We start from the raw sequence: 21848 nt of genomic DNA on the forward strand, positions 1-21848 counted from the left end.
AAAAAGGGCTGCACATGCAGCCCTTTTGAATGGTCAACCCCGAACAATCAATGCGAGGCCGAATGGCCATCGGCCACAGGTTCGTCGAGGGCAATGGTTTTGTTCGGCCCCGGCACTGTCTTGCGTGCCAGCAACGAGTACATGGTGGGCACCACAAAGATGGCCAGCAAAGTGCCCAGGCTCATGCCACCCACAATGACCCAACCGATTTGCGTGCGGCTCTCGGCCCCTGCGCCAGTGGCCAGCGCCAACGGCACCGCCCCCAGCACCATGGCCCCGGTCGTCATCAAGATCGGACGCAAGCGCTGGGCAGAAGCCTTGATCAGGGCTTCTTGCATGGCCAAGCCCTGCTCACGCAACTGGTTGGTGAACTCCACAATCAAAATACCGTGCTTGGTGATCAAGCCCACCAGCGTGATGAGGCCGATTTGGGAGTACACGTTGAGCGAGCCGCCCGTGAACTTGAGCGCCAACAGCGCACCAATCATCGACAGTGGCACCGACAGCATGATCACAAAGGGGTCGATGAAGCTTTCGAACTGGGCTGCCAGCACCAAAAAGATGAAGAACAGCGCCAGCACAAACACGATCACCAAAGCGCCTTGCGAATTTTTGAATTCGCGCGAAGTGCCGTTCAGCTCGGTGGTGTAGCCTGGCTTCAAAACTTTGGCTGCGGTTTCGTCCATGAACTTCAGGGCTTCACCCAGCGAGTAGTCAGGGGCCAAATTGGCTGTGATGGACACCGAGCGGCGCTGACCGAAGTGGTTCAACTCGCGCGGCGACACGCTCTCACGCACCTTCACCAAACTCGACAAGGGGATCATGGTGTCGTTGCGGCCACGCACCTGGATCACGTCAATGTCGTCCGGCGTGTTGCGGGCCGACGGCAGGGTTTGCACGATCACATCGTATTGCTCTGCATCGCGCTTGTAACGCGTCACCACGCGCCCACCCAACATGGTCTCAATGGTTTTAGCAACCACCTCGATGCTCACGCCCAGTTCGGCGGCTTTGACGCGGTCAACCTCGACCCGCAACTCGGGTTTGTTCAAGCGCAAGTCCACATCGGGTGACAAAATGCCCGGGTTCTTGGCCACCTCGTCCATCAACTGGCGGGTCAGCAAGTTCAAGTTTTGGTAACTGTCAGAGGTTTGAATCACGAAGTTCAAAGGCCGTTCACGGAAACCTTGGCCCAACGAAGGCGGTGTGATCGGAAAAGCATTGACTCCGGGCAGGCTGTTGAACTTGGCACCCATTTCACGGGCAATCTCCAAGGTCGTGCGCTTGCGCTCGTCCCAGTCGACCGCGCGGTAAACCACCGTGCCCTGGCCCACCGTAGGGTTGCCGATGTTGGCAAAAATGCGGTCGAACTCCGGGTAGGCTTGGCCGAACTTTTCCAGCGAACGGGCATAGCGATCGGTGTACTGCAAGGTGGAGCCGTCGGGCGCGTTGACGGTGGCCAAAATCGTGCCCCGGTCTTCCAGCGGCGCGAGTTCTTGCTTCATGGTCGGGTAAATCAGCGCAATACCCACGCCCGAGCCGATCATGACCAAGACCACCGCCCAACGGGCGCGGGTCAAAATCAGACGCAGCAGGTTTTCATAGCCGTTCGACAGCGCCGTGAGCCAACGCTCCATGTTCCGGTCAAACCAGCTGGGGTTGGGGTTGTGGCGCAGCAATTTGGAGCTCAGCATGGGGGCCAGGGTCAATGCCACAAAGCCCGACACAATCACAGCCCCGGCCAGCGCCAGCGCAAACTCGCCAAACAGCTTGCCTGTGCGCCCAGGTGTGAAGGCCAAGGGCGCAAACACCGCCGCCAGCGTCATGGTCATGGCCACGACCGCAAAACTGATTTCTCGCACCCCTTTGATGGCCGCAGAAAACGGATCAAGTCCCTCTTCAATGTGCCGGTAAATGTTCTCCAGCACCACAATCGCATCGTCCACCACCAGGCCAATGGCCAGCACCAGCGCCAGCAAAGTCAGGGTGTTGATGGTGAAACCGGCCAAGGCCATCATGGCGAAAGCGCCAATCAAGCTGACCGGGATGGTGATGATGGGGATGATCGATGCGCGAATGGTGCGCAAGAAAACAAAAATCACCAAAGCCACCAAAACCACCGCTTCCACGATGGTCTGGAACACGTTCTTGACCGAGCGGTCAATGAACACCGAGTTGTCGTTGGCCACATCAATCGACATGTCGCCGGGCAAGTCGGCCTTCAAACGCGGAATCATCTCTCGCACACCCTTGGACAATTCCAGCGGGTTGGCGGTTGCCTGCCGGATCACGCCCGCAGAAATGGCCGGTTGACCGTTCAGCCGCACCACACTTCGGTCGTTGGCGGCGTCTTCCTTGATCTGAGCGACATCACGCAGCTTGACCGGAAAACCATTGACGCTGCGGATCACGATATCGCCAAACTGCCCAGGACGTGCCAGGTCGGTTTGCGACGACACACTGAACTCGCGGTTGCTGGACTCGATTCGGCCAGCAGGCAACTCCAGGTTGCTGCGCCGGATGGCATCTTCGACATCTTGCGGCGTCAGTTTGAAAGACGACAACCGGGCATGGTCCAGCGACACCAGCATGGCGTATTTGCGCTCACCAAAAATGCGCACATCGGCCACACCCGTCACGGTTTGCAAACGGGGTTTGACGATGCGGTTGACCAGGTCGTTGATTTGCAATGCATTCAGCGTATCGCTCGAAAAAGCCAGCCAGATCACCGGAAACGCATCGGCCTCGACTTTGGCAATCACAGGCTCTTCAATGGCTTGCGGCAAACGGTTGCGCACGCGAGAGGTACGGTCACGCACTTCAGCCGCCGCCGTGTCGGCGTCTTTTTCGAGGCGAAAGCGCACCGTGATCTGCGACTGCTCGGCACGGCTGATGGAGGTGATGACGTCCACCGCGTCAATGCCCGCAATCGAATCTTCCAGCGGTTTGGTCACCTGAGATTCGATCACCTCGGCCGAAGCGCCCACATAACGGGTGGTCACGGTGACCGTGGGTTCATCGATCTTGGGGTACTCACGCAAGGACAGGCTTTTGAAGCTGACCGCACCAATGAGCACAATCAGCAAGGACATCACGACGGCCAGAACAGGCCGCCGGATGGAGGTTTCAGCGAGCTGCATCGGCACCCCTCAGGCAAGGGTTGGGGCCTGTCAAGGCCACGTTTTTGGCAGCCGCGCCCGGCTTGGACATTGCGGCGGGTGCAGCTGGTGCAGCTGGTGCAGCTGGTGCACCCGCCGCGGCAGGACCACCGGCAGGCTTGCCAGCACCGGGCTGAGACAGGTCAACCACGCGAACTGTTGTGCCGTCTTTTTGCAAGCGCTGGTGACCTGCGGTGACCACGGTGTCACCTGCAGCCAGACCTTCCAGAATCTCGACCTTGCCCGGTTGACGCAAACCGACTTTGACGGGCACGCGCTCGGAAACCAGGGTGTCGGGTTTTTCGCCCGCCACCACTTTGACCACAAAGGTGCGCCCCCCCTGAGGGATGATCGCTTCTTCAGGAATCACCATGGCGTTTTCACGCGAGCCAAACACCGCGTTCACACGGGCAAACATGCCCGGGCGCAGTTGCTGCTGGCGGTTGTCAATACAACCTCGTACCCCCACCGAACGGCCATTGGCCTCGATCAAGGGGTCCACGGCCTGCACGATGGCACTGAAAGGGCGGCCGGGCAAGGCGTCAACGGTCAGCTGTGCTTTTTGTCCTGCGCGAATCTTGGCCTGAAAGCGCTCTGGCAAACGGAAATCGAGCAAGACAGCATCCATGTCTTCGACGTTGACCATGTCCGCGCCGTCTTTCAGGTAGTCGCCCACGTTGACCTGCTTGAGGCCCGTGATGCCATCAAATGGGGCCAGCACCTTCAGACGCTGCAAAGTGGCGTCGGCCAGCGCCAACTTGGCGCGAGAGACCTCGAGTGCCGCGCCGCTTTCGTCGAGCGAACGCTTGCTGATGAAGTTTTGCGTCACCAATTCCTGGTTGCGCTTGTGATTGGCCTCGGCAATTGACAGCTCGGCCTTGGCCTGTGACAACTGGGCTTGCTGGAGCTGGTCTTCAAACTGGACCATCACCTGCCCTTTGCGCACGCGTTGGCCGTCAGCGAAGAAAATTTGTTTGACGCGCCCACCCACCTCCGGGCGCAACATCACACCCTGGCGAGACCGCAAGCTGCCCACGGCCTGGGTTTCGTCCACCAAGGTCATGGTGTCCACCTTGGCCACCTCGACAGCGGTGGCTTTGGCAGGACCGGCACCAGGCGCCGCCGTAACGGCAGGTTTTGCCGCATCGCCCGATGGTGCCGATTTGTTTTGACCCCACCAAGCCACACCCGAAGCAGCACAAACACCCAACAACGCCATCACGGCGTATTTCTTCTTGTAAGCCATTCAAAGATCTCTTTTAGGTTGAATTCACCAAGACTGACAGAATGTAACAGCGCCGCTCAATTTACCCAATGGGACATTTTGCGGAAATTGTGGGTTTTTTTGGGGGGTTGAAAGACCTCGTCCAACAAGACCGCCGTCTCCGAATTTCAGTCTGTCAGCGGCCCAGCGCTTTGTCCACGCCCTGATTGGCCAGCGCATCGGCCCGCTCGTTGCCCGGATCGCCGTTGTGGCCCTTGACCCAGCGCCAGTCAATCTGGTGTCCCGAAGTAGACACGACGGCGTCCAATTTTTGCCACAGATCGGCATTTTTGACAGCTTGCTTGGCCGCTGTGCGCCAGCCACGGGCTTTCCAGCCATGAATCCACTCGGTGATGCCTTTGCGCACGTATTCGCTGTCCAGATACAAGGTCACCTGACAGGGCCGCTTGAGGGCCATCAGGCCCTCGATGACAGCGGTCATCTCCATCCGGTTGTTGGTGGTGTTCAGCTCGCCACCGAACAACTCTTGCACATGCTGGCCGGACTGAAGGCGAACGCCCCAGCCCCCGGGGCCGGGATTGCCTTTGCAGGCGCCATCTGTGTGGATTTCAACGTGGTTCAACGGTGTCTTTCGGGGCCGGCTGACGGCTCATGGTGGTGTCGGCGCGAGCGACAGGTGCAGTCGCCGCAGCGGGCGATCGTACCGTGCGCCAGCGACGCGCATCGATCAGGCGGCCGCCGGGCACTTTTTTGGTCGCCATCAACAGGTAGGCTCCGCCAAAAATCGGCCACCAACGCGCACCGACAGCCTCCATCCAGCCCAGACGCTGCATCCAGGTTTCACGGCGCAAGGCGGGAGTCCAGCCCCCAAAACGGCTGACCTGAACCTCAAAACCCAATAAACGCAACCAATCCCGCAAGCGCCGATAAGCGATCAAGGGCTGCACCGGCGCACCGGTCTGACCACCCTGGCCGGCACGCGATTGCTGCCAGCCCCACAAACTGAAGGGATTCAAGCCTGTGATCAACACCTGTCCCTCAGGAATCAGCACACGCTCCACTTCGCGCAAACAAGCATGGGGGTCGGCTGAACGCTCTAGGGTGTGGGGCAAAACCACCAAGTCGAGGCTGTCAGCCGGCCAAGGCCAGGCCCGACTGTCGATCCAGACATCCGACTCACCCATGGACAAGTGGCCCACGCTGGGCACAGCCAGATCATGGCTCGCATCGGGCCATTCGAACTCGGCCTGCGCTTGCCAGCGGTGAGGCATTCGGTTGCAGCGCAAAGCCCGCAAATCGGGCCAACCCAGTTGCACCGCATGGTAGCCAAAGACATCGGCCAACAACTCATCGGCCTGTTGCTGCTCCCATGACAGCAAGCGTGACGCTACCGGCTGACCTAAATGGGCCAACCAAGTGTCTCGCGAATGCTTGCTTTCTATAATCTGACTCTCCATGAAACTCATTGCACTGCCCGCATTCTCTGACAACTACATCTGGTTGTTGCACAACGACCACCAAGCGCTGGTGGTCGACCCCGGCGACAGTGCGCCTGTCATGGCCTGGTTGCAGCAGCATCCGGGCGTGCAGCTGGACACGATTTTAGTCACGCACCACCATGCCGACCACACTGGCGGCATCGCCGACTTGGTCGCGCAAACGCAAGCCGCCGTTTGGGGTCCGGCCACCGAAGTATTGCCCACAGCGGCCACGGGCTTGCGGCAAGATGACCTTGTTTACTGGCATGGCCTGACGCTGAATGTGCACGATGTGCCTGGCCACACCGCAGGCCATATTGCTTTTTGGGCTCAACCTGCCGGGCAAGCCCCTCTTCTCTTTTGTGGCGACACCCTGTTTTCGGGTGGATGCGGTCGGCTGTTTGAAGGCACGCCCGCCCAAATGCTCGATTCACTCGACCGTTTGGCGGCACTGCCGGGCGACACCCGTGTCTGCTGTGCCCACGAATACACGCTGTCGAATCTGAAATTCGCCTTGGCGGTTGACCCGGACAACAGCAGCCTGCGCACCTACGCTCAGGCCTGCGCCCTGCTGCGCCAACAAAACCAAGCCACCCTGCCCGTTCCCTTGTCGACTGAACTGGCAATCAACCCTTTTTTGCGAAGCCGCAGCAGCGCTGTCTCGACCGCCGTCAGGCAACGCGACGCACGTGCACTGGATGTCGTGACCACCTTTGCAGCACTGCGCACATGGAAAAACGAATTTTGATGAACTCTCTCACCCCGCCGGGCACCACTGGCCTTGTTTCCTCTCTAGCGGACGGACGGCACTGGGCCACGGCCCTGTGTTTGGGCCTGACCCTGTTGTTGGGCGCTTGCGCCACCGCGCCTTCGTCGACACCCGAGTTGACCCCGCCGCCATCTGCGGCACCGTCAACCGAGGCAAAGGACACCCCAGCCGCCGCCGAAAAAGCGGTGATCAACCCACAAGAACCCGTGCTGCCCCTCAAACCCCGCAGCAACTTGGGGCTGACCCCGCCGACCGATGTGTGGGAACGCATTCGCCGTGGCTTTGCCATGCCCGATCTGGACAGCGACCTGGTGCGCAACCGTGAGCAGTGGTATTCGGGTCGCCCCGACTACATGCTGCGCATGACCGAGCGCTCACGCCCTTACCTGTTCCATGTGGTGGAAGAACTGGAGCGCCGCAACATGCCGACCGAGCTGGCCTTGCTGCCCTTCATCGAATCCGCATTCAACCCCCAAGCCGTGTCCAGCGCCAAAGCCGCCGGCATGTGGCAGTTCATGCCCGCCACAGGCAAATTTTTTGACCTGAAGCAAAACCTGTTCCGCGACGACCGCCGAGATGTGCTCGAGTCCACCCGCGCGGCACTCGATTACCTGCAAAAACTCTATGGCATGTTCGGCGATTGGCACCTGGCCTTGGCCGCCTACAACTGGGGCGAAGGCAGCGTGGGTCGTGCCTTGGCGCGCAACAAAGCCCAGGGCAAGCCGCTGACCTACAGCGACCTGAACATGCCCAACGAAACCCGCTACTACGTGCCCAAGCTGCAAGCGGTCAAAAACATCGTGGCTCAACCCGAGACCTTCAACACGCAGCTGCCACTGATCCAAAACCACCCCTATTTCAAAAGCGTCCCGATTGAGCGTGACATTGATGTGGCGATCGCCGTGAAACTAGCCGCCGTCAGTCTGGAGGATTTCAAGGCACTCAACCCATCGATGAATCGCCCAGTGATCCTGGCTGCCGGCACACCCCAAATTTTGCTGCCGTGGGACAACGCCAAGATTTTTGAGCGCAACCTGCAAGCCCACGCCAACCGACCATTGGCGACGTGGACCGCATGGCAAGCCCCCAGAACCATGAAGCTCGAAGATGTCGCGCAACAACTGGACATGCCCCTCGACCAACTGCGCTCAGTCAACGGCATACCGCCGCGCATGATGGTCACCTCGGGCTCCACCTTGCTGGTGCACCGCAAAGGACGCCTGGACAACGACGTGACTGAGCATCTGGCAGACAACGGTCAGCTGGGGCTTGCACCCGAAGTGGTGCTCAAAAGGATTGCGGTCAAAGCACGCAAGGGCGACACCTTGGCGAGTCTGGCTGCTCGGCATGGCGTATCTGAGGCGAACATGCTCGCCTGGAACAGCCTCAAAGCCAATGCGCGCGTGGCCACCGGTCAAAACCTGACCATCCTGGTGCCTTCCCAAGGGTCACGTCGGGTGAGCCGTTCAACACCCAACAAGCCAGCCACCACCAAAGCACCCGCGCCAAAGCGCAAGCAGGCCAACAAGCCCAAAAACCAACGCTGAACAAGCGGTCACTTGCGGGCCAAACGGCCCTCAAGCGGAGAAGCGGCTTTTGGATTTGACGGCAAACGCATTGGTGTAAGTGGGTGCCACAGACAAGCGCACCCCATTCAAACGACCGGGCAAACGGGAATGGGCTCGCCAGGCAGTGCGCACGGCATCGCCATCGATCAGGCCATCCAGCGCGTACGACTCACGCAACTTCTCAAACGCGCCCAGGTAAACCGCCCGGTCTCCGAACCAGTGCGGTGCGGGGACCGTCTTCAGAATGTCGGTCAAACCGGCCGTTTGCAACCACTTCAGGGCGTGCACCACGGCATCGCTCAAAGCCTGCGCCACATCGGACTGACGCTGCAAAAAATCAGCCCTTGCAAACAAGCAGGCCCCTGGGACCGGACCACCCATCAATTTGCGGGTGGACACCAGGGTGCGCGTTTCCCCCATCACACGTATTTCGTTTTTTTGCTCAAGCCCATACATGACCGGATCGGGGTTGCATAACGCGTCGATAGCGCCTGTGCGCAGTGCATCGACCACCCCAGCAGAGGAGCCGACCTCGACAAAAACCACGTCTTCGGGCAGCAATCCATTTTGCAAAAGCCACTGACAGGTCATCCAGTGGGTGCTGGAATCCAGCGAAGTAATCCCTACACGGGCACCCTTCAGCGCCATCACCGAACGGAACTCGAAACGGGGCGCCACGCCAAAACTGACCTGCGGGGTTCGTCCCATCTGAACAAACGCCTGGTAACTCAAGCCTTTGTGCTGCAAGCCAAACAAATGCTCAAATGCGCCAGCCACCACATCGGCCTGCCCTTGCAATGCACTGGCCAAGGCCTTGGCACCCGATTCTTGGGGCAACCATGTGACCGCGATGCCCGCCTGCCTGAAATAACCCAAGTGCTCTGCGAGGGTCAGTGGCAAGTGATACAGGCTTTGCCTGGCCGCCAAAGCGATGGTGACACGCTGCACGCCCCGCAAAGGATCCACCGCGGCCCAAGATGCCGACGGCCCTGCCAAGGCGGCCATCGCCGACAGCAAAAAAGAACGTCGCCGCCACACGAGGTCAGACACAACTGGGCTCCAAAAGACCATCGAAAATTCGATGACTTGAGCATAAGGACAAGCCCGGAATCACGCATCAGGATTGATCCCAAGCGGGTTTTCACGTAATGGATTTCAACTAGGAGCGCACCTCGTGCAAGCCGGTGTTGCTGTCCAAAGAGCCGCCCCCAAGCCGTGACGTCGCTCCCGGCTGTGCGGCTCCTCAGCGCCGATCGACCAAGGCATGGGCAATGGTGCCCAAATCCACATATTCCAGCTCGCTGCCTGCGGGCACGCCACGAGCCAGTCGGGTCACTTTCAAGCCTTGCTGGCGGATCATCTCCGAGATCACATGGGCCGTGGCCTCACCCTCGGCCGTGAAGTTGGTGGCCAAAATCACCTCGGTCAGCACCCCATCGGCCACACGCTGCTTGAGCTTGGCCAGACCAATGTCGTGCGGGCCAATGCCATCCAAAGGGCTGAGTTTGCCCATAAGCACAAAATACAAACCCCGATACGTGCCAGTGCGCTCAATGGCCGATTGGTCTGCGGGGGTCTCGATCACGCACAACAGCGTGCGGTCGCGCGTCATGTCCAGGCAGGTGTCACACAACTCGGCTTCGGTGAAGGTGTGGCAACAGGCGCAATGCCGAATTTTCTCGACGGCATTGCCCAAAGCAGCGGCCAACTGCCGTGCCGTGGCCCGGTCGTTTTGCAACAGCTGAAAAGCCATGCGTTGAGCCGACTTGATGCCCACCCCCGGCAAGCCCTTGAGGGCCTGGACCAAAGTGGCAAGCGCGTGGGTATCGGCCATATCGAGCGGTCAGTCGATCAGAAAGGCAACTTCATGCCGGGCGGCAAACCGGCGGTCAGCTTGCCCATTTTTTGTTGTGAGACTTCTTCAGCCATGCGCACAGCGTCGTTGAAAGCCGCTGCCACCAGGTCTTCCAGCATGTCTTTGTCATCGGCCAGCAGACTGGGGTCGATGGTCACGCGACGCACGCTGTGCTTGCAGGTCATCAGCACCTTGACCATGCCCGAGCCAGATTGGCCTTCCACCTCGACAAAAGCCAGTTCGTCCTGGGCTTTTTTAAGGTTGTCCTGCATGGCTTGGGCTTGTTTCATCAAGCCGGCGAGTTGTCCTTTGTTGAACATGGGGGTTTCCTTTAAGGGGGATATGAAAAGTGTTGCGGGAAAATCAAATCAGCTGGATGCTGCCGGGCACAATGCGTGCGCCAAAGTCGCGCACCATGGCCTGCACCAGCGGGTCGCTCTGGATCAGTTCCTGGGCGGCCACCATTTTGGCAGCTGCCAGCACGGCCAGACGCTTGGCAGGGCTGTCAGTAACAGGACCGATTTCAATGTGCAATTTGACATCGCCATGCCCTGCGGCCAGCAAAGCGGCTTGCAAACGCTCCCGGCTTGCCGCATGGTTAAGGGTCTCACGCTCTACGCGCAAGTGCCATTGCTCCGCATCGCGGGCCAGCAATTGAGACTGCAAAGCCAACTCGCGCACCAAGGCAGTGATGGCCTCTTGCGCCATCAGGCCTTGCACCGCCTCGAGCCAGACACTGCCTTCAGGGGTCGTCTCCACAGCCGCAGGCGTGGTTTGCCGAGGGATGTCCACCCGGGCCGAAGGCTCGGAAGCCTCGCGCACCGGCAAAGACCGCAACGCTGGGGCAAGAGCCTCAGTGTGTCCGGATGCCGCGGCGTGTGAACCTTGATCGGCGTAGTCGGTCGTGTCGGGCCAGTCCTCCCAAGGCGGTGGTTCAGCCATGGGATGGCGGTCGGTCATCTGGGCGGCTGCCGCCATCGGCTTGTCCATGCGGTCTGGCTTTGCTGCTGGCGACATACCAACCGCCTCTGGCTGCTTTGGCGCCATGGCTGGCAAAACGACAGGGGCCGCTGCGGGGGCAGTTACAAGAGGCGCAGTTACAAGGGGGGCAGCAGGTGCAACGACCGTGGTCGGCCCTCGCGATAGCGTTTCAGTTACTGACTGGGTGTTGATTCGCGGGCTTTTTTTTTCAGCCAATCCCGCCTGGGGTTTGAAAGCCAGCAAGCGCAGCAATACCATGGTCAGCGCCGCGTATTCGTCCGGGGCCAAGCCCAACTCGGTGCGACCGTGCAGGCACAGGCTATACAACAGCTGGGTTTCTTCGGCTGGCATGGCTTGGGCCAGTTCGGCCAAACCTTGGGTATCGGGGTCATCGCCGTCTTGCGCCATGCTGGGCACCATCTGCATGACCGCCATGCGTTGCAGCAGCATGGCCATGTCTTCCAGGGTGGCGGCAGCCGAAACGCCTTGCAAGCGCAGAGCATTGACCTGGCCCACCACGGCAGCACCGTCGCCATCGGTCAGCGCACGGATCATGTGCAGCACATGGCTGCGGTCCACGCTGCCCAGCATTTGCCGCACACCGGCTTCTTGCACCAAGCCATTGCCGAAGGCAATCGCCTGATCGGTCAGGCTCAAAGCATCGCGCATGGAGCCTCGGGCTGCACGGGCCAGCAAACGCAACGCCAAAGGCTCGGCAGGCAACTGCTCTGCAGCCAGCACCTGCGTCAGGTGTTCAAACACGGTCTCAGGGGCCATCGGGCGCAGGTTGAATTGCAAACAACGCGACAGCACCGTGACAGGCACTTTTTGCGGGTCGGTTGTGGCCAATACAAACTTCAAATACTCAGGCGGCTCTTCCAGCGTCTTCAACATCGCATTGAACGCGGTGTTGGTCAACATGTGGACCTCGTCGATCATGAAGACCTTGAAGCGCCCTTGCACGGGTTTGTAGACCGCCTGCTCCAGCAGGCTCTGCACCTCGTCCACACCCCGGTTAGAGGCTGCGTCCAGCTCGGTGTAATCCACAAAACGACCCGCGTCGATGTCGCGGCAGGCCTGGCAAACACCGCAGGGCTCGGCGGTGATGCCGCCCTGCCCGTTCGCACCCTGGCAGTTGAGAGACTTGGCCAAAATGCGCGACACGGTGGTCTTGCCCACCCCCCGAGTGCCCGTGAACAAGTAGGCATGGTGCAGGCGCTGCTGCACCAAAGCATTGGTCAGGGCCTGAACCACGTGCTCTTGCCCCACCATTTCGGTGAAATTGCGAGGGCGGTATTTGCGCGCGAGAACAAGGTAAGACATGGGCCTGATTCTATCGGGCTGACGAGGCACTATTTGGGGCTTGTTTTGGCACGTCGCGTGCAATCGGTCAAGCCCGCAGCTTGGCCTTGTGGAAAACAGGAAAAAACGGCCAAAGACAAAAAAGCACCAGCAAGCTCGCCTACAATGGATCCCGACGGGCCTTCCCGCATGGTGAAGCGGCCAACCGGGTCAGGTGGGGAACCAAGCAGCCCTAACTGTGGAGCCAGTGCCGGGGTCAAGGCTCGTCAACTTACATTTATTCGGGCGATTTCAAGGACTTTCAGCGCGACAAGTCTTGCAAACAAGCCCTTTTTTGCTGTCACCTCAGCAAAAAACCAAAGCCAGCATCGCCGCATCGTCTGCCACATTGAGCATGACGTAGCCGGCAAAACGGCAGCTCATCAGGTAAAGGCGTTCAGTCCAAAAGTGCCATTGCATGGCGGCTATTGTCACCAATATCTTGCCGTCCGCCGATACTGCCGACACCACCGATTCGAAAGTGGGTCAGCAAAGAATCAGGCCATGCGACGGCGCAGCGCTGGAAAAGGCAAAGATTTGACTTTGGCCGCGGTCACCAGTTGAGGGGCAGCCGGGGCAGCGCGCAGCAACTCAGACACCAAGTGATCGGCGTTTTTGTGAGCCCCATTTCGGTTGGTCTCAAAGGTCAAGCGCGTCTGATTCGCCATTTGAGCCACAAAATTTTGGGGGTAATCGCGAACATTGAAACCACGCAATGCCATCACTTTCATGAAGGCGTTGGCGGCCTCTTCAACGGCACGCTGGTATTCCTGGGAAGCTTCTGGCGTCATGTCGACCTCGTTAAGGATGAAGTTACTCACAGAACAACAACGCAGCACATGACCTCTTGGAATACACCATTTGTGTTGAATTGTTACAAATTCGTCAAAATACCCAAACCTGCACGGTAGCCGCTCGCCAAACAAGCGGTCAACAAATAGCCGCCCGTCGGGGCTTCCCAGTCCAGCATCTCGCCAGCGCAGTACACACCAGGTCTTTGGGTCAGCATCAACTCAGGTGTCAATCCTGCCAAATCGACCCCACCCGCCGTGCTGATGGCTTCTTCCACCGGCCTGGCGCTTTTAAGAGGGACAGGCAAGCCCTTCAAGCTGAGCGCCAAAGCCTCCGGGTTGGCGATGGTTTCAGGCGAGCAAAGCTCATACAAAAGCCCCAGCTTCACGCCATCAATGCCCAAGCGGCTTTTGAGATGACTGGACAAACTGCGGCTACCGCGCGGCCAGCGCACCTCTGAACGGACCTGATCCAGCGATTTATCGGGCAACAAATCCAGCACCAATTGCCCAGGCCCTTGGGCCAGGTCATCGCGCAACCAAGCCGATGCAGCGTAAATCAGGCTGCCTTCCACCCCGGTGTCGGTGACGACAAACTCGCCTTTGCGCTCAAATCGGGCTTCGCCCTCCGGCTGACCCTGCGGGTCCACAGCGGCCTCAACCCTGAGTGCGATCGATTTGAGCGGGTGGCCCGCATAGCGGCTGCGAAAGTGTTCAGTCCAACCCTGGCCTTCCCGGCCCAAAACATCAAACCCGCAATTGGCAGGCTTCAGTGGGGTGATGGGCACATGCTGTTCTGCCAGCAGCGGTACCCAGGCGCCATCGGAACCCAGGCGCGGCCAACTGGCGCCCCCCAAAGCCAGCAAGGTCGCGCGGGCATGAACACGCGTCACGCCCACTTGACCTGTGGGCTGAAAAACCAGATGTTCTCCTACCCAGCCTTGCCAGCGGTGGCGCATGTGAAATTGCACCGGCACGCCTGAAGCCGGATGCCGCAAACGATGCAACCAAGCCCTGAGCAAAGGCGCTGCCTTCATTTCCTCGGGGAACACCCGACCTGAAGTGCCCACAAAAGTGTCCACCCCCAGGCCCTTGGCCCAATCACGAACGGCTTGAGCATCCATCTGGTCAAGCCATTGGCCTGCTTGGATTTGCTGATCGCCATAACGGGTGCGAAACAACTCCGGCGCCTCGGCATGCGTGAGGTTCAAGCCCCCCTTGCCGGCCAACAAAAATTTACGGCCAACAGACGGCATGGCGTCGAACAAATGAACAGAAACGCCCGCCTGCGACAACACCTCTGCGGCCATCAGTCCGGCGGGGCCACCGCCCACAATGGCCACCTGGGCCTCGAGCACGGGAAAATCGGACGAAGCGGAGGAAGCAGCAGCAGAGGAAGTCATGAATTTATGTGATGGCAACGCCTGCGCGACAGGCGAGCGCGTTGGGATTCTGTCAAAATAGCCGCAACTTTAGCCGCATCTTCAATGTTCACAAGGAAAAGGCCATGGCCAGCGATCTGATCAAACACATTACCGACGCCACTTTCGAAGCCGACGTTCTCCAGTCGAGCCAACCCGTGGTGGTCGACTTCTGGGCTGAATGGTGCGGCCCTTGCAAAATGATTGCACCCATTTTGGACGAAGTGGCGGGCACCTACGAAGGCAAGCTGCAGATCACCAAGATGAACGTGGACGACAACCGCGACATTCCCGCCAAGTTCGGTATCCGCGGCATCCCGACCCTGATGATCTTCAAGGATGGTCAATTGGCCGCCACCAAAGTGGGTGCCATGAGCAAGTCACAATTGACCGCTTTCATCGACCAGCAATTGGCTTGATGTCGACTTGGGCCTGACTGACTCAGGCCAAGCCTCCAGAACCGGGCCCCAATGGCCCGGTTTTTTGTTTTTTGGCCTACTTCAAAACCTGTCATAATTTCCGCAAGGCAACCCGAACAGGGACCAGCGCCTTGATTGCCGGAAGCACCAGCCCCCAACCCCGGGCGGCAACCGGTTCTGAACATTTCCACCCGCTTATCTGAAAACGGTCCCCGACGGACCGATTCGCCACAGGCCAAATCCATGCATTTGAATGAACTCAAGGCACTTCATGTGTCCGAACTCCTGAAGCAAGCCGACACACTCGAAATCGAGAACACCGGTCGCATGCGCAAACAGGAGCTGATGTTTGCCATCATCAAAAAGCGAGCCAAAGCGGGCGAACAGGTGTTTGCCGACGGCGTGCTCGAAATTTTGCCCGACGGCTTTGGTTTTTTGCGCAGCCCCGACTCGAGCTACACGGCCAGCACCGACGACATCTACATCAGCCCCAGCCAGGTGCGCCGCTTCAATCTGCACACCGGCGACATGATCGAAGGCGAAGTCCGTATCCCCAAAGATGGCGAACGCTACTTTGCCTTGACTAAGCTGGACCAAGTCAACGGTGATCTGCCGGAAAACAACAAACACAAGGTGATGTTCGAGAACTTGACGCCCCTGTTCCCCAAAGAGCAGATGCGTCTGGAGCGCGACATCAAAGGTGAAGAAAACATCACCAGCCGCGTGATTGACATCATTGCCCCCATCGGCCGCGGCCAACGCGCCCTGATCGTGGCGCAGCCCAAGTCGGGCAAGACCGTGATGATGCAGCAGATCGCGCACGCCATCACCGCCAACTACCCCGATGTGCATTTGATGGTGTTGCTGGTCGACGAGCGCCCAGAAGAAGTGACCGAGATGCAGCGCAGCGTGCGCGGCGAAGTCATCTCCTCCACCTTCGATGAACCCGCTTCGCGTCATGTGCACGTCGCCGAAATGGTGATCGAACGTGCCAAGCGCCTGGTTGAGCTGAAAAAAGACGTGGTCATCTTGCTGGATTCGATCACCCGTCTGGCCCGCGCCTACAACAACGTGGTGCCCTCGTCGGGCAAAGTGCTGTCTGGCGGCGTGGACGCCAACGCCCTGCAGCGCCCCAAGCGCTTCTTTGGCGCGGCCCGCAATGTGGAAGAAGGCGGCAGCCTGACCATCATTGCCACCGCCTTGGTCGACACCGGCAGCCGCATGGACGAAGTGATCTTTGAAGAATTCAAGGGCACGGGCAACTGCGAAATCCACCTCGAGCGCCGTTTGTACGAAAAACGTGTGTTCCCCGCCATCAACCTCAACCGCAGTGGCACACGCCGTGAAGAACTGCTGTTGCAGCCCGAAGTGCTGCAAAAAACCCGCATCTTGCGTCAATTCATGTACAACATGGACGAAATCGAAGCCATGGAAATGGTCTTGAAGAGCATGAAAGCGACAAAGAACAACTCTGAGTTCTTTGACATGATGCGACGCGGCGGCTGATGCCCTATAATCGACAGGTTTTGCGGAAAGTGCACTCAGATAGGCTGAAGTGTGGCTACCGTAGCGAAAATAAAAGGATTTCCCCATGAAAGACGGCATTCACCCCAACTACCGTGAAATTTGCTTCCAGGACATGTCCAATGGTTTCAAGTTCGTGACTCGCTCATGCGCTAACACCAAAGAAATGATCAAAATGGAAGACGGTCGCGAGTTGCCTTTGTACAAGCTGGACACGACCAGCGAGTCGCACCCCTTCTACACCGGCACACAAAAGTCGGTCGACAACATGGGTGGCCGCGTGGAGAAATTCCGCAACCGCTTCGGCAAGACAACCACCATCGCCAAGTAATTCATTCTTGGTGTACCGCAAAGGGCAGCCCGGGCAACCGGCCTGCCCTTTTTGTATGGTGGAAAGTAGGGTGCTAAGCCCGTGGGCTGGCCAAAGCCGCCGACGCACGCTTTGCAAAGACAATCCCATGCCTGGCCCAAACCTGACCTGATATCTTAGATCCTGTGAACTTCCCTACCCCCGCCATCGTGGCACAAAGTGCCGTGCGCAGGCTGCCGCGTGTGGCCTTGCTTTTGTTGTGCGCGGCCTATGTGTTGCCTGGCTTTTGGGGCCGATCGCTTTGGAAAGCGCAAGACATTGAAGCCTTCGGCTACATGCTGCAGCTGGCGCAACCTGCAGCAGGCGAAGCCATCAGCTGGCTCAAACCCACGCTGCTGGGCAGCACCGACAGCAACCTGGCCTTGTTGCCCTATTGGTTGGGTGCCGCCTTCATTCGACTGGCACCCGCAGGCTTCGAAGACCTCTTTGCCCGATTGCCATTTATCGGCATGCTGATCGCCACACTGACCGCCACTTGGTACGCGGTGTATGCACTGACGCGCCACCCCGCAGCACAGCCGGTGGCCTTTGCGTTTGGCGGCGAGGCCAAACCAGCGGACTACGCCCGCGCCATGGCCGATGGGGGTTTGCTGGCGCTGTTGGCTTGCCTGGGCCTGGCCCGGCTTGCACACGAAACCACGCCCGCGCTCAGTCAGCTGTGCTTTGGGGCTTTGTTGTTTTTCGGCTTGGCAACTTGGGCCCGCCACCGCATTCAGAGTGCCGCCGCAGTGGCCATCGGCATGCTGGGCCTGACCTTGTCTGGCGCGCCGACTTTGGCGCTGTGGCTGGGCATCGGTGGCTCGGTCATCTGCGCCAGTGCGCAAGCAGATCCGGCACAACGCCGTTTGAGCATGCTCGACTTGGGCCTGATGGCCCTCATTGGCCTGTTGTGCATCACCACCGCCGGAGCGCTGGATTTGTGGCGTTGGCGCGTTGTGCCTCACACCATGGTTGACGTGCACATTCTGGCCAAGTTGATCGCCTGGTTCACTTGGCCCGCCTGGCCTTTGGCCCTGTGGGCTTTGTGGCGCTGGCGCGGTCAGTTGTCACAGGGCTGGCGCTACCCGCACTTAGGTTTGCCGCTGTGGTTTGTGTTGGTGACGGTGGGCGCCACTTGGTTCACGGGCCTGTCTGACCGGGCGCTGCTGACCTCGCTCCCCGCCATTGCCGCTTTGGCAGCCTTGGCGCTGCCCACCCTCAAACGCAGTTTGGGCGCACTGATTGACTGGTTCACTTTGCTGTTTTTCAGTGTCTGCGCGCTCACCATTTGGGTGGTTTGGGTGGCCATGCAAACGGGCACCCCGGCCAGACCGGCGGCCAATGTGGCACGGCTGGCGCCCGAATTTATACCGTCGTTTTCTGTCGGTGCTTTTGCCGTTGCACTGCTGGCCACGCTGGCCTGGGCGGCACTGGTGAAGTGGCGCACGGGCTACCACCGCGCCGCCATCTGGAAAAGCCTGGTGTTGCCCGCAGGTGGCGCAGTGTTGTGCTGGTTGCTGTTGACCACTTTGTGGCTGCCCTTGCTCGACTACGCCCGCAGCTACGCGCCCTTGGTCCAAAAAATCACGCGCACTACCGGCCCCACCGCGTGCCTCCAGTACGCAGGCATCTCCAAAGCACAAGGCGCGGCGTTGATGTACCACGCCCCAGCTCGGCTCGTGCCCATGCAAACACCGCAGCCTGGCTGCGCCTGGCTGGTCATCGACAACGCCAACCGGTCTTTGCTGTCGGCCAAAATCAAGTCCTTGGGTTGGGAGGAAGTGGCGGCCATCAAGCGGCCCACCGACAAAGTTGAAACCCTGGTCATTTTTCGGCCAGCCACAACGCCCAGCACCCCTTCAGACCCGTCCGCGCGCTGAGCCATGTCCGAGCTGCGCATCATCGCCCGCCATGCAGGCACCGTGCTGGTGGGGCAACTGGCCGTGATGTCATTTGGCATCGCCGACACCTTGATCGCGGGCCGCTACAGCCCTCAGGCCTTGGCTGTTTTGTCCTTGGCCTCGTCCATTTACATCAGCATTTATGTGGCTTTGAACGGGCTGCTGCAAGCTTTGCTGCCTGTTTGGGCTGAGCTGCAAGGCGGTGGCCGCCAAGCCGAGGTAGGACGCTCGGTGCGGCAGGCACTCTACATTGCGGCAGGGGCTGCCGTGATCGGCATCAGCGGCTTGTGGTTTCCAGACCTTTGGCTGTCGGCCACCGAGGTGCCTGAGGCTCTGTGGCCCGATGTGCGGGCTTATTTGCGCATCCTGGCGCTGGCCTTGGTGCCCTCGCTGCTGTTTCGCATGTACAGCACCCTCAACCAAAGCCTGGGGCATCCACGCTTGGTGACCTGGCTGCAAGCGGGTGCCTTGTTGGTCAAGGTGCCGCTGTCGTTTGCATTGACTTTTGGCACTGCTGGTTTGGGCGGCATGGGGGTCGTGGGCTGTGCTTGGGCGACGCTGGTGGTCAACACCCTCATGCTGCTGGCAGGCCTGTGGCTGTTGCGCACGCAAGATATTTACCAACCCTACCGATTGTGGATACGCCCCGAACGACCAGACTGGCCCGTGATCCGGCGCTTTTTGGCACTGGGTGTGCCTGCCGGTTTGTCCATCATGGTCGAGGTGACTTCGTTCACATTGATGGCCTTGTTCATCGCACGTCTGGGCGCTGTGGCATTGGCCAGCCACCAAATTGCTGCCAGCCTGGCCGCAGTGCTCTACATGGTGCCTCTGGCCTTGGGCATTGCCAGCAGCGCACGCACAGGCTATTGGCTCGGGGCGGGGCAGGCACACAAGGCCCGCCGCGCGGCAGGCACAGGGATTGGTCTGGCCATTGGCGCGGCATTGTTAGGGGCGGCCCTCTTGTTCATGGGCCGCGAAGCGTTGGCCAACGCATTCAGCAACGATCCCAGCGTGGTGCAAGCGGCCACAGTCTGGCTGGCTTGGGTCGCCCTTTATCACTTGGCCGATGCCGTGCAAGCGGTGTGCGCCTATCTTTTGCGCTGTTACCGCATCACTGTTATGCCACTGGTGGTCTACACCGCACTGCTGTGGGGTGTGGGCTTGTACGGCGGCTATCGCTTGGCCTATCAAGGCGTCGATTGGGCGGGCTGGCCTCGGCGTGCCAGCGTGGACACATTCTGGATCACCAGCACGGCGGCACTGGCTTTGGTTTCGGTGCTTTTTGCGGCCATGGTCTGGCATGCATCTCGCCCCGCACCAACCCGAACAACCCCTGCCTGAATCACGGGCATGACCCTCGGAAGTTGACAAGCCGGAGGCCATTCGCCCTCCAAGATGCGTTAAGGTGGAGGGTCAATTCACTTCGACACGAATCAAACCATGATCCTCGAACTCGCCGATATCCGCATCCACCCCGGCCAACAAGCTGCATTTGAACAAGCCATTGAACTGGGCCTGAACACCGTGGCCAGCAAAGCCAAAGGTTTTCAAGGTGGAAAAGTCAACCGCGGCATTGAAAGCCCTGAACGCTATGTGTTGCAAATCTTCTGGGACACGCTGGAAGACCACACCGTGGGTTTCCGTCAATCACCGCTGTTCACTGAGTGGCGTGCCATCGTCGGTCCATTCTTTGCCGCACCGCCTCACGTCGAACACTTCGAGCTGACCGCCAAGTCCCAATAAGTCCACCGGCCAAGGCAAGCCATCGTTGTCAAGGCGTCTCGTGACCTGCCACGAACTGTCTGAGCAAGTGCATGAACTGCGCTTGCTCATGCGCCGCAAGCGGCGACAGGATGTCGGCCTGAACCTGCGCCACATCGGCTTGCATGCCCGCCAATGCCTCCAAGCCCAGCGGTGTCAGCACAAGCAACTTGCGACGGCGGTCGACCTCATCAGCACGGCGCTCAACCCAGCCCTTGCTTTCCAAACGGCCAATCACCGACCCGGATGTGGCCGGATCAAACGCGACATGCTTGGCCAAAGTGCTCTGGTCAATGCCAGGGGTATCGAGCAAGGCATTCAAGATCGCGAACTGAACAGGCGTGACATCGGCTGCGGCCAAATGCCTGTTAAAAACAGCCACAGAAATTTGGTGCGCCCGCCTGATCAGATGTCCCGGCGCGGCGTTCAAATCAAAGCTGGTGGTCATTTCTGGTTTTCTCCATGGATCGCAAGGGTTATCACCAATCGCTGTGCTGGCGCTGGCTCCTATAGTAAGCGCGCTTAGTAAATTTTTTGACCCACCTCTCACATCCTCCACTTTAGAAAGTGCTTCATGAGTTTTGTAGTCCCCCCAACGCCCACGGTCTCAGTGCCCGTCTTGGGCCATGCTGAACGCTTTCCAGTGCACCGCATTTATTGCGTCGGCCGCAATTACGAAGAACACGCCAAAGAGATGGGTTTCACCGGCCGCGAGCCGCCCTTCTTCTTTCTGAAGCCCACTGACAGCTTGGTCGTGGTCGAAAGCAGCCAGACCGGCCAAATGCCCTACCCCAGCCTGACACAGAACCTGCACCACGAGATCGAACTGGTCGTGGCCATCGGCAAAGGCGGGCGCAACATTTTGGCGGCCGATGCGGCCCAGCACATCTACGGCTACGCCGTGGGTCTGGACATGACCCGCCGCGACTTGCAAAACGAGATGAAAAAACAAGGTCGCCCTTGGTGCATTGGCAAGGCTTTTGACCATTCGGCCCCCATCGGCCCCATCACGCCCATCGCGCAAGCTGGCGACGTGAACAACGCCGAGATCAGTCTGCTGGTCAACGGCACAGATCGCCAGCGCAGCAACGTGGCCAAACTGATCTGGAACGTGGCTGAAACCATCGAGCATTTGTCTGCCGCTTGGGAACTGCAAGCCGGCGACCTGATTTACACGGGCACACCAGAAGGGGTTGCTGCCGTGGTCTCTGGCGACATGCTGGTTGGCGAAGTGGCCGGTTTGGGTCAACTGAAAGTAGCCATCAAATAATGAACAAAAGTGCAAGAAACCTGAAATACTTGGC

The 21848-nt window shown here is 59.4% G+C and carries 20 protein-coding genes and 1 other RNA gene; 10 read left to right on the forward strand and 11 right to left on the reverse strand.

The genetic code is table 11. The features are described from left to right. Positions 1-47 precede the first annotated feature (47 nt). From ACZ5RG_RS07710 to ACZ5RG_RS07725, 4 genes are all read right to left on the reverse strand, one after another. Complete coding sequence (locus ACZ5RG_RS07710; RefSeq protein ID WP_464446726.1) at positions 48-3140, reverse strand: efflux RND transporter permease subunit; 3093 nt, start codon at positions 3138-3140, stop codon at positions 48-50. Then, entirely contained in the window at positions 3127-4404 is a 1278-nt protein-coding gene (locus tag ACZ5RG_RS07715) for an efflux RND transporter periplasmic adaptor subunit (protein ID WP_464446727.1), read from the reverse strand. Before ACZ5RG_RS07715 ends, ACZ5RG_RS07710 begins: the two co-directional genes overlap by 14 nt. A gap of 154 nt (positions 4405-4558) precedes the next feature. Continuing rightward, a complete protein-coding gene (gene rnhA / locus ACZ5RG_RS07720; protein ID WP_019429353.1) occupies positions 4559-5005 on the reverse strand; it encodes a ribonuclease HI in 447 nt (148 codons plus the stop codon). Then, positions 4992-5795, reverse strand: a complete 804-nt coding sequence (locus ACZ5RG_RS07725; RefSeq protein WP_464446728.1) for a class I SAM-dependent methyltransferase — start codon at positions 5793-5795, stop codon at positions 4992-4994. Before ACZ5RG_RS07725 ends, rnhA begins: the two co-directional genes overlap by 14 nt. A gap of 43 nt (positions 5796-5838) precedes the next feature. Between ACZ5RG_RS07725 and gloB the strand changes: the two genes are divergently transcribed. Together gloB and ACZ5RG_RS07735 are read left to right on the forward strand one after the other, a co-directional pair. Then, positions 5839-6609 carry a hydroxyacylglutathione hydrolase gene (gene gloB, locus ACZ5RG_RS07730; protein ID WP_464446729.1) on the forward strand — a complete coding sequence of 257 codons (771 nt, stop codon included), beginning with the start codon at positions 5839-5841 and terminating at the stop codon, positions 6607-6609. Continuing rightward, complete coding sequence (locus ACZ5RG_RS07735; RefSeq protein WP_464446730.1) at positions 6609-8177, forward strand: transglycosylase SLT domain-containing protein; 1569 nt, start codon at positions 6609-6611, stop codon at positions 8175-8177. Before gloB ends, ACZ5RG_RS07735 begins: the two co-directional genes overlap by 1 nt. A 30-nt stretch (positions 8178-8207) precedes the next feature. On the opposite strand, the gene ACZ5RG_RS07740 is transcribed toward ACZ5RG_RS07735, so the two are convergent. The 4 genes from ACZ5RG_RS07740 to dnaX all read right to left on the reverse strand — a co-directional run bounded on the left by ACZ5RG_RS07740 (position 8208) and on the right by dnaX (position 12357). Continuing rightward, positions 8208-9248 carry an ABC transporter substrate-binding protein gene (locus ACZ5RG_RS07740; protein ID WP_464446731.1) on the reverse strand — a complete coding sequence of 347 codons (1041 nt, stop codon included), beginning with the start codon at positions 9246-9248 and terminating at the stop codon, positions 8208-8210. A gap of 193 nt (positions 9249-9441) precedes the next feature. Next, positions 9442-10032 (reverse strand): recombination mediator RecR, encoded by a 591-nt coding sequence (recR, locus tag ACZ5RG_RS07745; protein WP_298599477.1) that lies wholly within the window; start codon positions 10030-10032, stop codon positions 9442-9444. A 17-nt stretch (positions 10033-10049) separates the two neighbouring features. Beyond that, the gene (locus ACZ5RG_RS07750) at positions 10050-10373 is read right to left on the reverse strand and encodes a YbaB/EbfC family nucleoid-associated protein (protein ID WP_019429347.1); all 324 of its coding nucleotides are present in this window, start codon (positions 10371-10373) and stop codon (positions 10050-10052) included. Positions 10374-10416: 43 nt separating this feature from the next. Then, positions 10417-12357: a DNA polymerase III subunit gamma/tau gene (gene dnaX / locus ACZ5RG_RS07755; protein ID WP_464446732.1), complete on the reverse strand. Its 1941-nt coding sequence runs from the start codon at positions 12355-12357 to the stop codon at positions 10417-10419. 153 nt (positions 12358-12510) lie between these two features. Between dnaX and ffs the strand changes: the two genes are divergently transcribed. Beyond that, positions 12511-12607: signal recognition particle sRNA small type (ffs, locus tag ACZ5RG_RS07760), an RNA gene on the forward strand. 265 nt (positions 12608-12872) lie between these two features. Here the strand turns inward: ffs and ACZ5RG_RS07765 are convergent. Both ACZ5RG_RS07765 and ACZ5RG_RS07770 read right to left on the reverse strand, forming a co-directional pair. Then, positions 12873-13166 (reverse strand): hypothetical protein, encoded by a 294-nt coding sequence (locus ACZ5RG_RS07765; protein ID WP_298599468.1) that lies wholly within the window; start codon positions 13164-13166, stop codon positions 12873-12875. Positions 13167-13249: 83 nt separating this feature from the next. Continuing rightward, the gene (locus ACZ5RG_RS07770) at positions 13250-14569 is read right to left on the reverse strand and encodes a BaiN/RdsA family NAD(P)/FAD-dependent oxidoreductase (RefSeq protein WP_464446733.1); all 1320 of its coding nucleotides are present in this window, start codon (positions 14567-14569) and stop codon (positions 13250-13252) included. A 104-nt stretch (positions 14570-14673) separates the two neighbouring features. Here ACZ5RG_RS07770 and trxA point away from each other — a divergent pair, with 104 nt between their 5' ends. From trxA to ACZ5RG_RS07800, 6 genes are all read left to right on the forward strand, one after another. After that, a complete protein-coding gene (gene trxA / locus ACZ5RG_RS07775) occupies positions 14674-15006 on the forward strand; it encodes a thioredoxin TrxA (RefSeq protein ID WP_019429342.1) in 333 nt (110 codons plus the stop codon). 243 nt (positions 15007-15249) lie between these two features. Then, positions 15250-16512: a transcription termination factor Rho gene (rho, locus tag ACZ5RG_RS07780; RefSeq protein ID WP_312259812.1), complete on the forward strand. Its 1263-nt coding sequence runs from the start codon at positions 15250-15252 to the stop codon at positions 16510-16512. A gap of 85 nt (positions 16513-16597) precedes the next feature. Further along, positions 16598-16861 (forward strand): type B 50S ribosomal protein L31, encoded by a 264-nt coding sequence (locus tag ACZ5RG_RS07785; protein WP_019429339.1) that lies wholly within the window; start codon positions 16598-16600, stop codon positions 16859-16861. Positions 16862-17025: 164 nt separating this feature from the next. Continuing rightward, the gene (locus ACZ5RG_RS07790; RefSeq protein WP_315136527.1) at positions 17026-18759 is read left to right on the forward strand and encodes a hypothetical protein; all 1734 of its coding nucleotides are present in this window, start codon (positions 17026-17028) and stop codon (positions 18757-18759) included. Between the two features lie 3 nt (positions 18760-18762). Beyond that, positions 18763-20124 (forward strand): MATE family efflux transporter, encoded by a 1362-nt coding sequence (locus tag ACZ5RG_RS07795; protein ID WP_298603126.1) that lies wholly within the window; start codon positions 18763-18765, stop codon positions 20122-20124. A 99-nt stretch (positions 20125-20223) separates the two neighbouring features. Then, positions 20224-20526 carry an antibiotic biosynthesis monooxygenase family protein gene (locus tag ACZ5RG_RS07800; RefSeq protein WP_019429336.1) on the forward strand — a complete coding sequence of 101 codons (303 nt, stop codon included), beginning with the start codon at positions 20224-20226 and terminating at the stop codon, positions 20524-20526. A gap of 28 nt (positions 20527-20554) precedes the next feature. On the opposite strand, the gene ACZ5RG_RS07805 is transcribed toward ACZ5RG_RS07800, so the two are convergent. Further along, positions 20555-20992, reverse strand: a complete 438-nt coding sequence (locus tag ACZ5RG_RS07805; RefSeq protein WP_464446734.1) for a MarR family winged helix-turn-helix transcriptional regulator — start codon at positions 20990-20992, stop codon at positions 20555-20557. A 126-nt stretch (positions 20993-21118) separates the two neighbouring features. On the opposite strand from ACZ5RG_RS07805, the gene ACZ5RG_RS07810 reads away from it, so the two are divergent. Continuing rightward, a complete protein-coding gene (locus ACZ5RG_RS07810; protein WP_312261346.1) occupies positions 21119-21814 on the forward strand; it encodes a fumarylacetoacetate hydrolase family protein in 696 nt (231 codons plus the stop codon). Positions 21815-21848 lie beyond the last annotated feature (34 nt).

This window comes from Limnohabitans sp. TEGF005, assembly GCF_055394835.1.

Coding starts and splice junctions, on each gene's coding strand:
- ACZ5RG_RS07710 (WP_464446726.1), bottom strand. CDS start 3,140: ATGCAGCTCGCTGAAACCTCCATCCGGCGGCCTGTTCTGGCCGTCGTG.
- ACZ5RG_RS07715 (WP_464446727.1), bottom strand. CDS start 4,404: ATGGCTTACAAGAAGAAATACGCCGTGATGGCGTTGTTGGGTGTTTGT.
- gloB (WP_464446729.1), top strand. CDS start 5,839: ATGAAACTCATTGCACTGCCCGCATTCTCTGACAACTACATCTGGTTG.
- ACZ5RG_RS07735 (WP_464446730.1), top strand. CDS start 6,609: ATGAACTCTCTCACCCCGCCGGGCACCACTGGCCTTGTTTCCTCTCTA.
- recR (WP_298599477.1), bottom strand. CDS start 10,032: ATGGCCGATACCCACGCGCTTGCCACTTTGGTCCAGGCCCTCAAGGGC.
- ACZ5RG_RS07750 (WP_019429347.1), bottom strand. CDS start 10,373: ATGTTCAACAAAGGACAACTCGCCGGCTTGATGAAACAAGCCCAAGCC.
- dnaX (WP_464446732.1), bottom strand. CDS start 12,357: ATGTCTTACCTTGTTCTCGCGCGCAAATACCGCCCTCGCAATTTCACC.
- ACZ5RG_RS07765 (WP_298599468.1), bottom strand. CDS start 13,166: ATGACGCCAGAAGCTTCCCAGGAATACCAGCGTGCCGTTGAAGAGGCC.
- ACZ5RG_RS07770 (WP_464446733.1), bottom strand. CDS start 14,569: ATGACTTCCTCTGCTGCTGCTTCCTCCGCTTCGTCCGATTTTCCCGTG.
- trxA (WP_019429342.1), top strand. CDS start 14,674: ATGGCCAGCGATCTGATCAAACACATTACCGACGCCACTTTCGAAGCC.
- rho (WP_312259812.1), top strand. CDS start 15,250: ATGCATTTGAATGAACTCAAGGCACTTCATGTGTCCGAACTCCTGAAG.
- ACZ5RG_RS07785 (WP_019429339.1), top strand. CDS start 16,598: ATGAAAGACGGCATTCACCCCAACTACCGTGAAATTTGCTTCCAGGAC.
- ACZ5RG_RS07795 (WP_298603126.1), top strand. CDS start 18,763: ATGTCCGAGCTGCGCATCATCGCCCGCCATGCAGGCACCGTGCTGGTG.
- ACZ5RG_RS07800 (WP_019429336.1), top strand. CDS start 20,224: ATGATCCTCGAACTCGCCGATATCCGCATCCACCCCGGCCAACAAGCT.
- ACZ5RG_RS07805 (WP_464446734.1), bottom strand. CDS start 20,992: ATGACCACCAGCTTTGATTTGAACGCCGCGCCGGGACATCTGATCAGG.
- ACZ5RG_RS07810 (WP_312261346.1), top strand. CDS start 21,119: ATGAGTTTTGTAGTCCCCCCAACGCCCACGGTCTCAGTGCCCGTCTTG.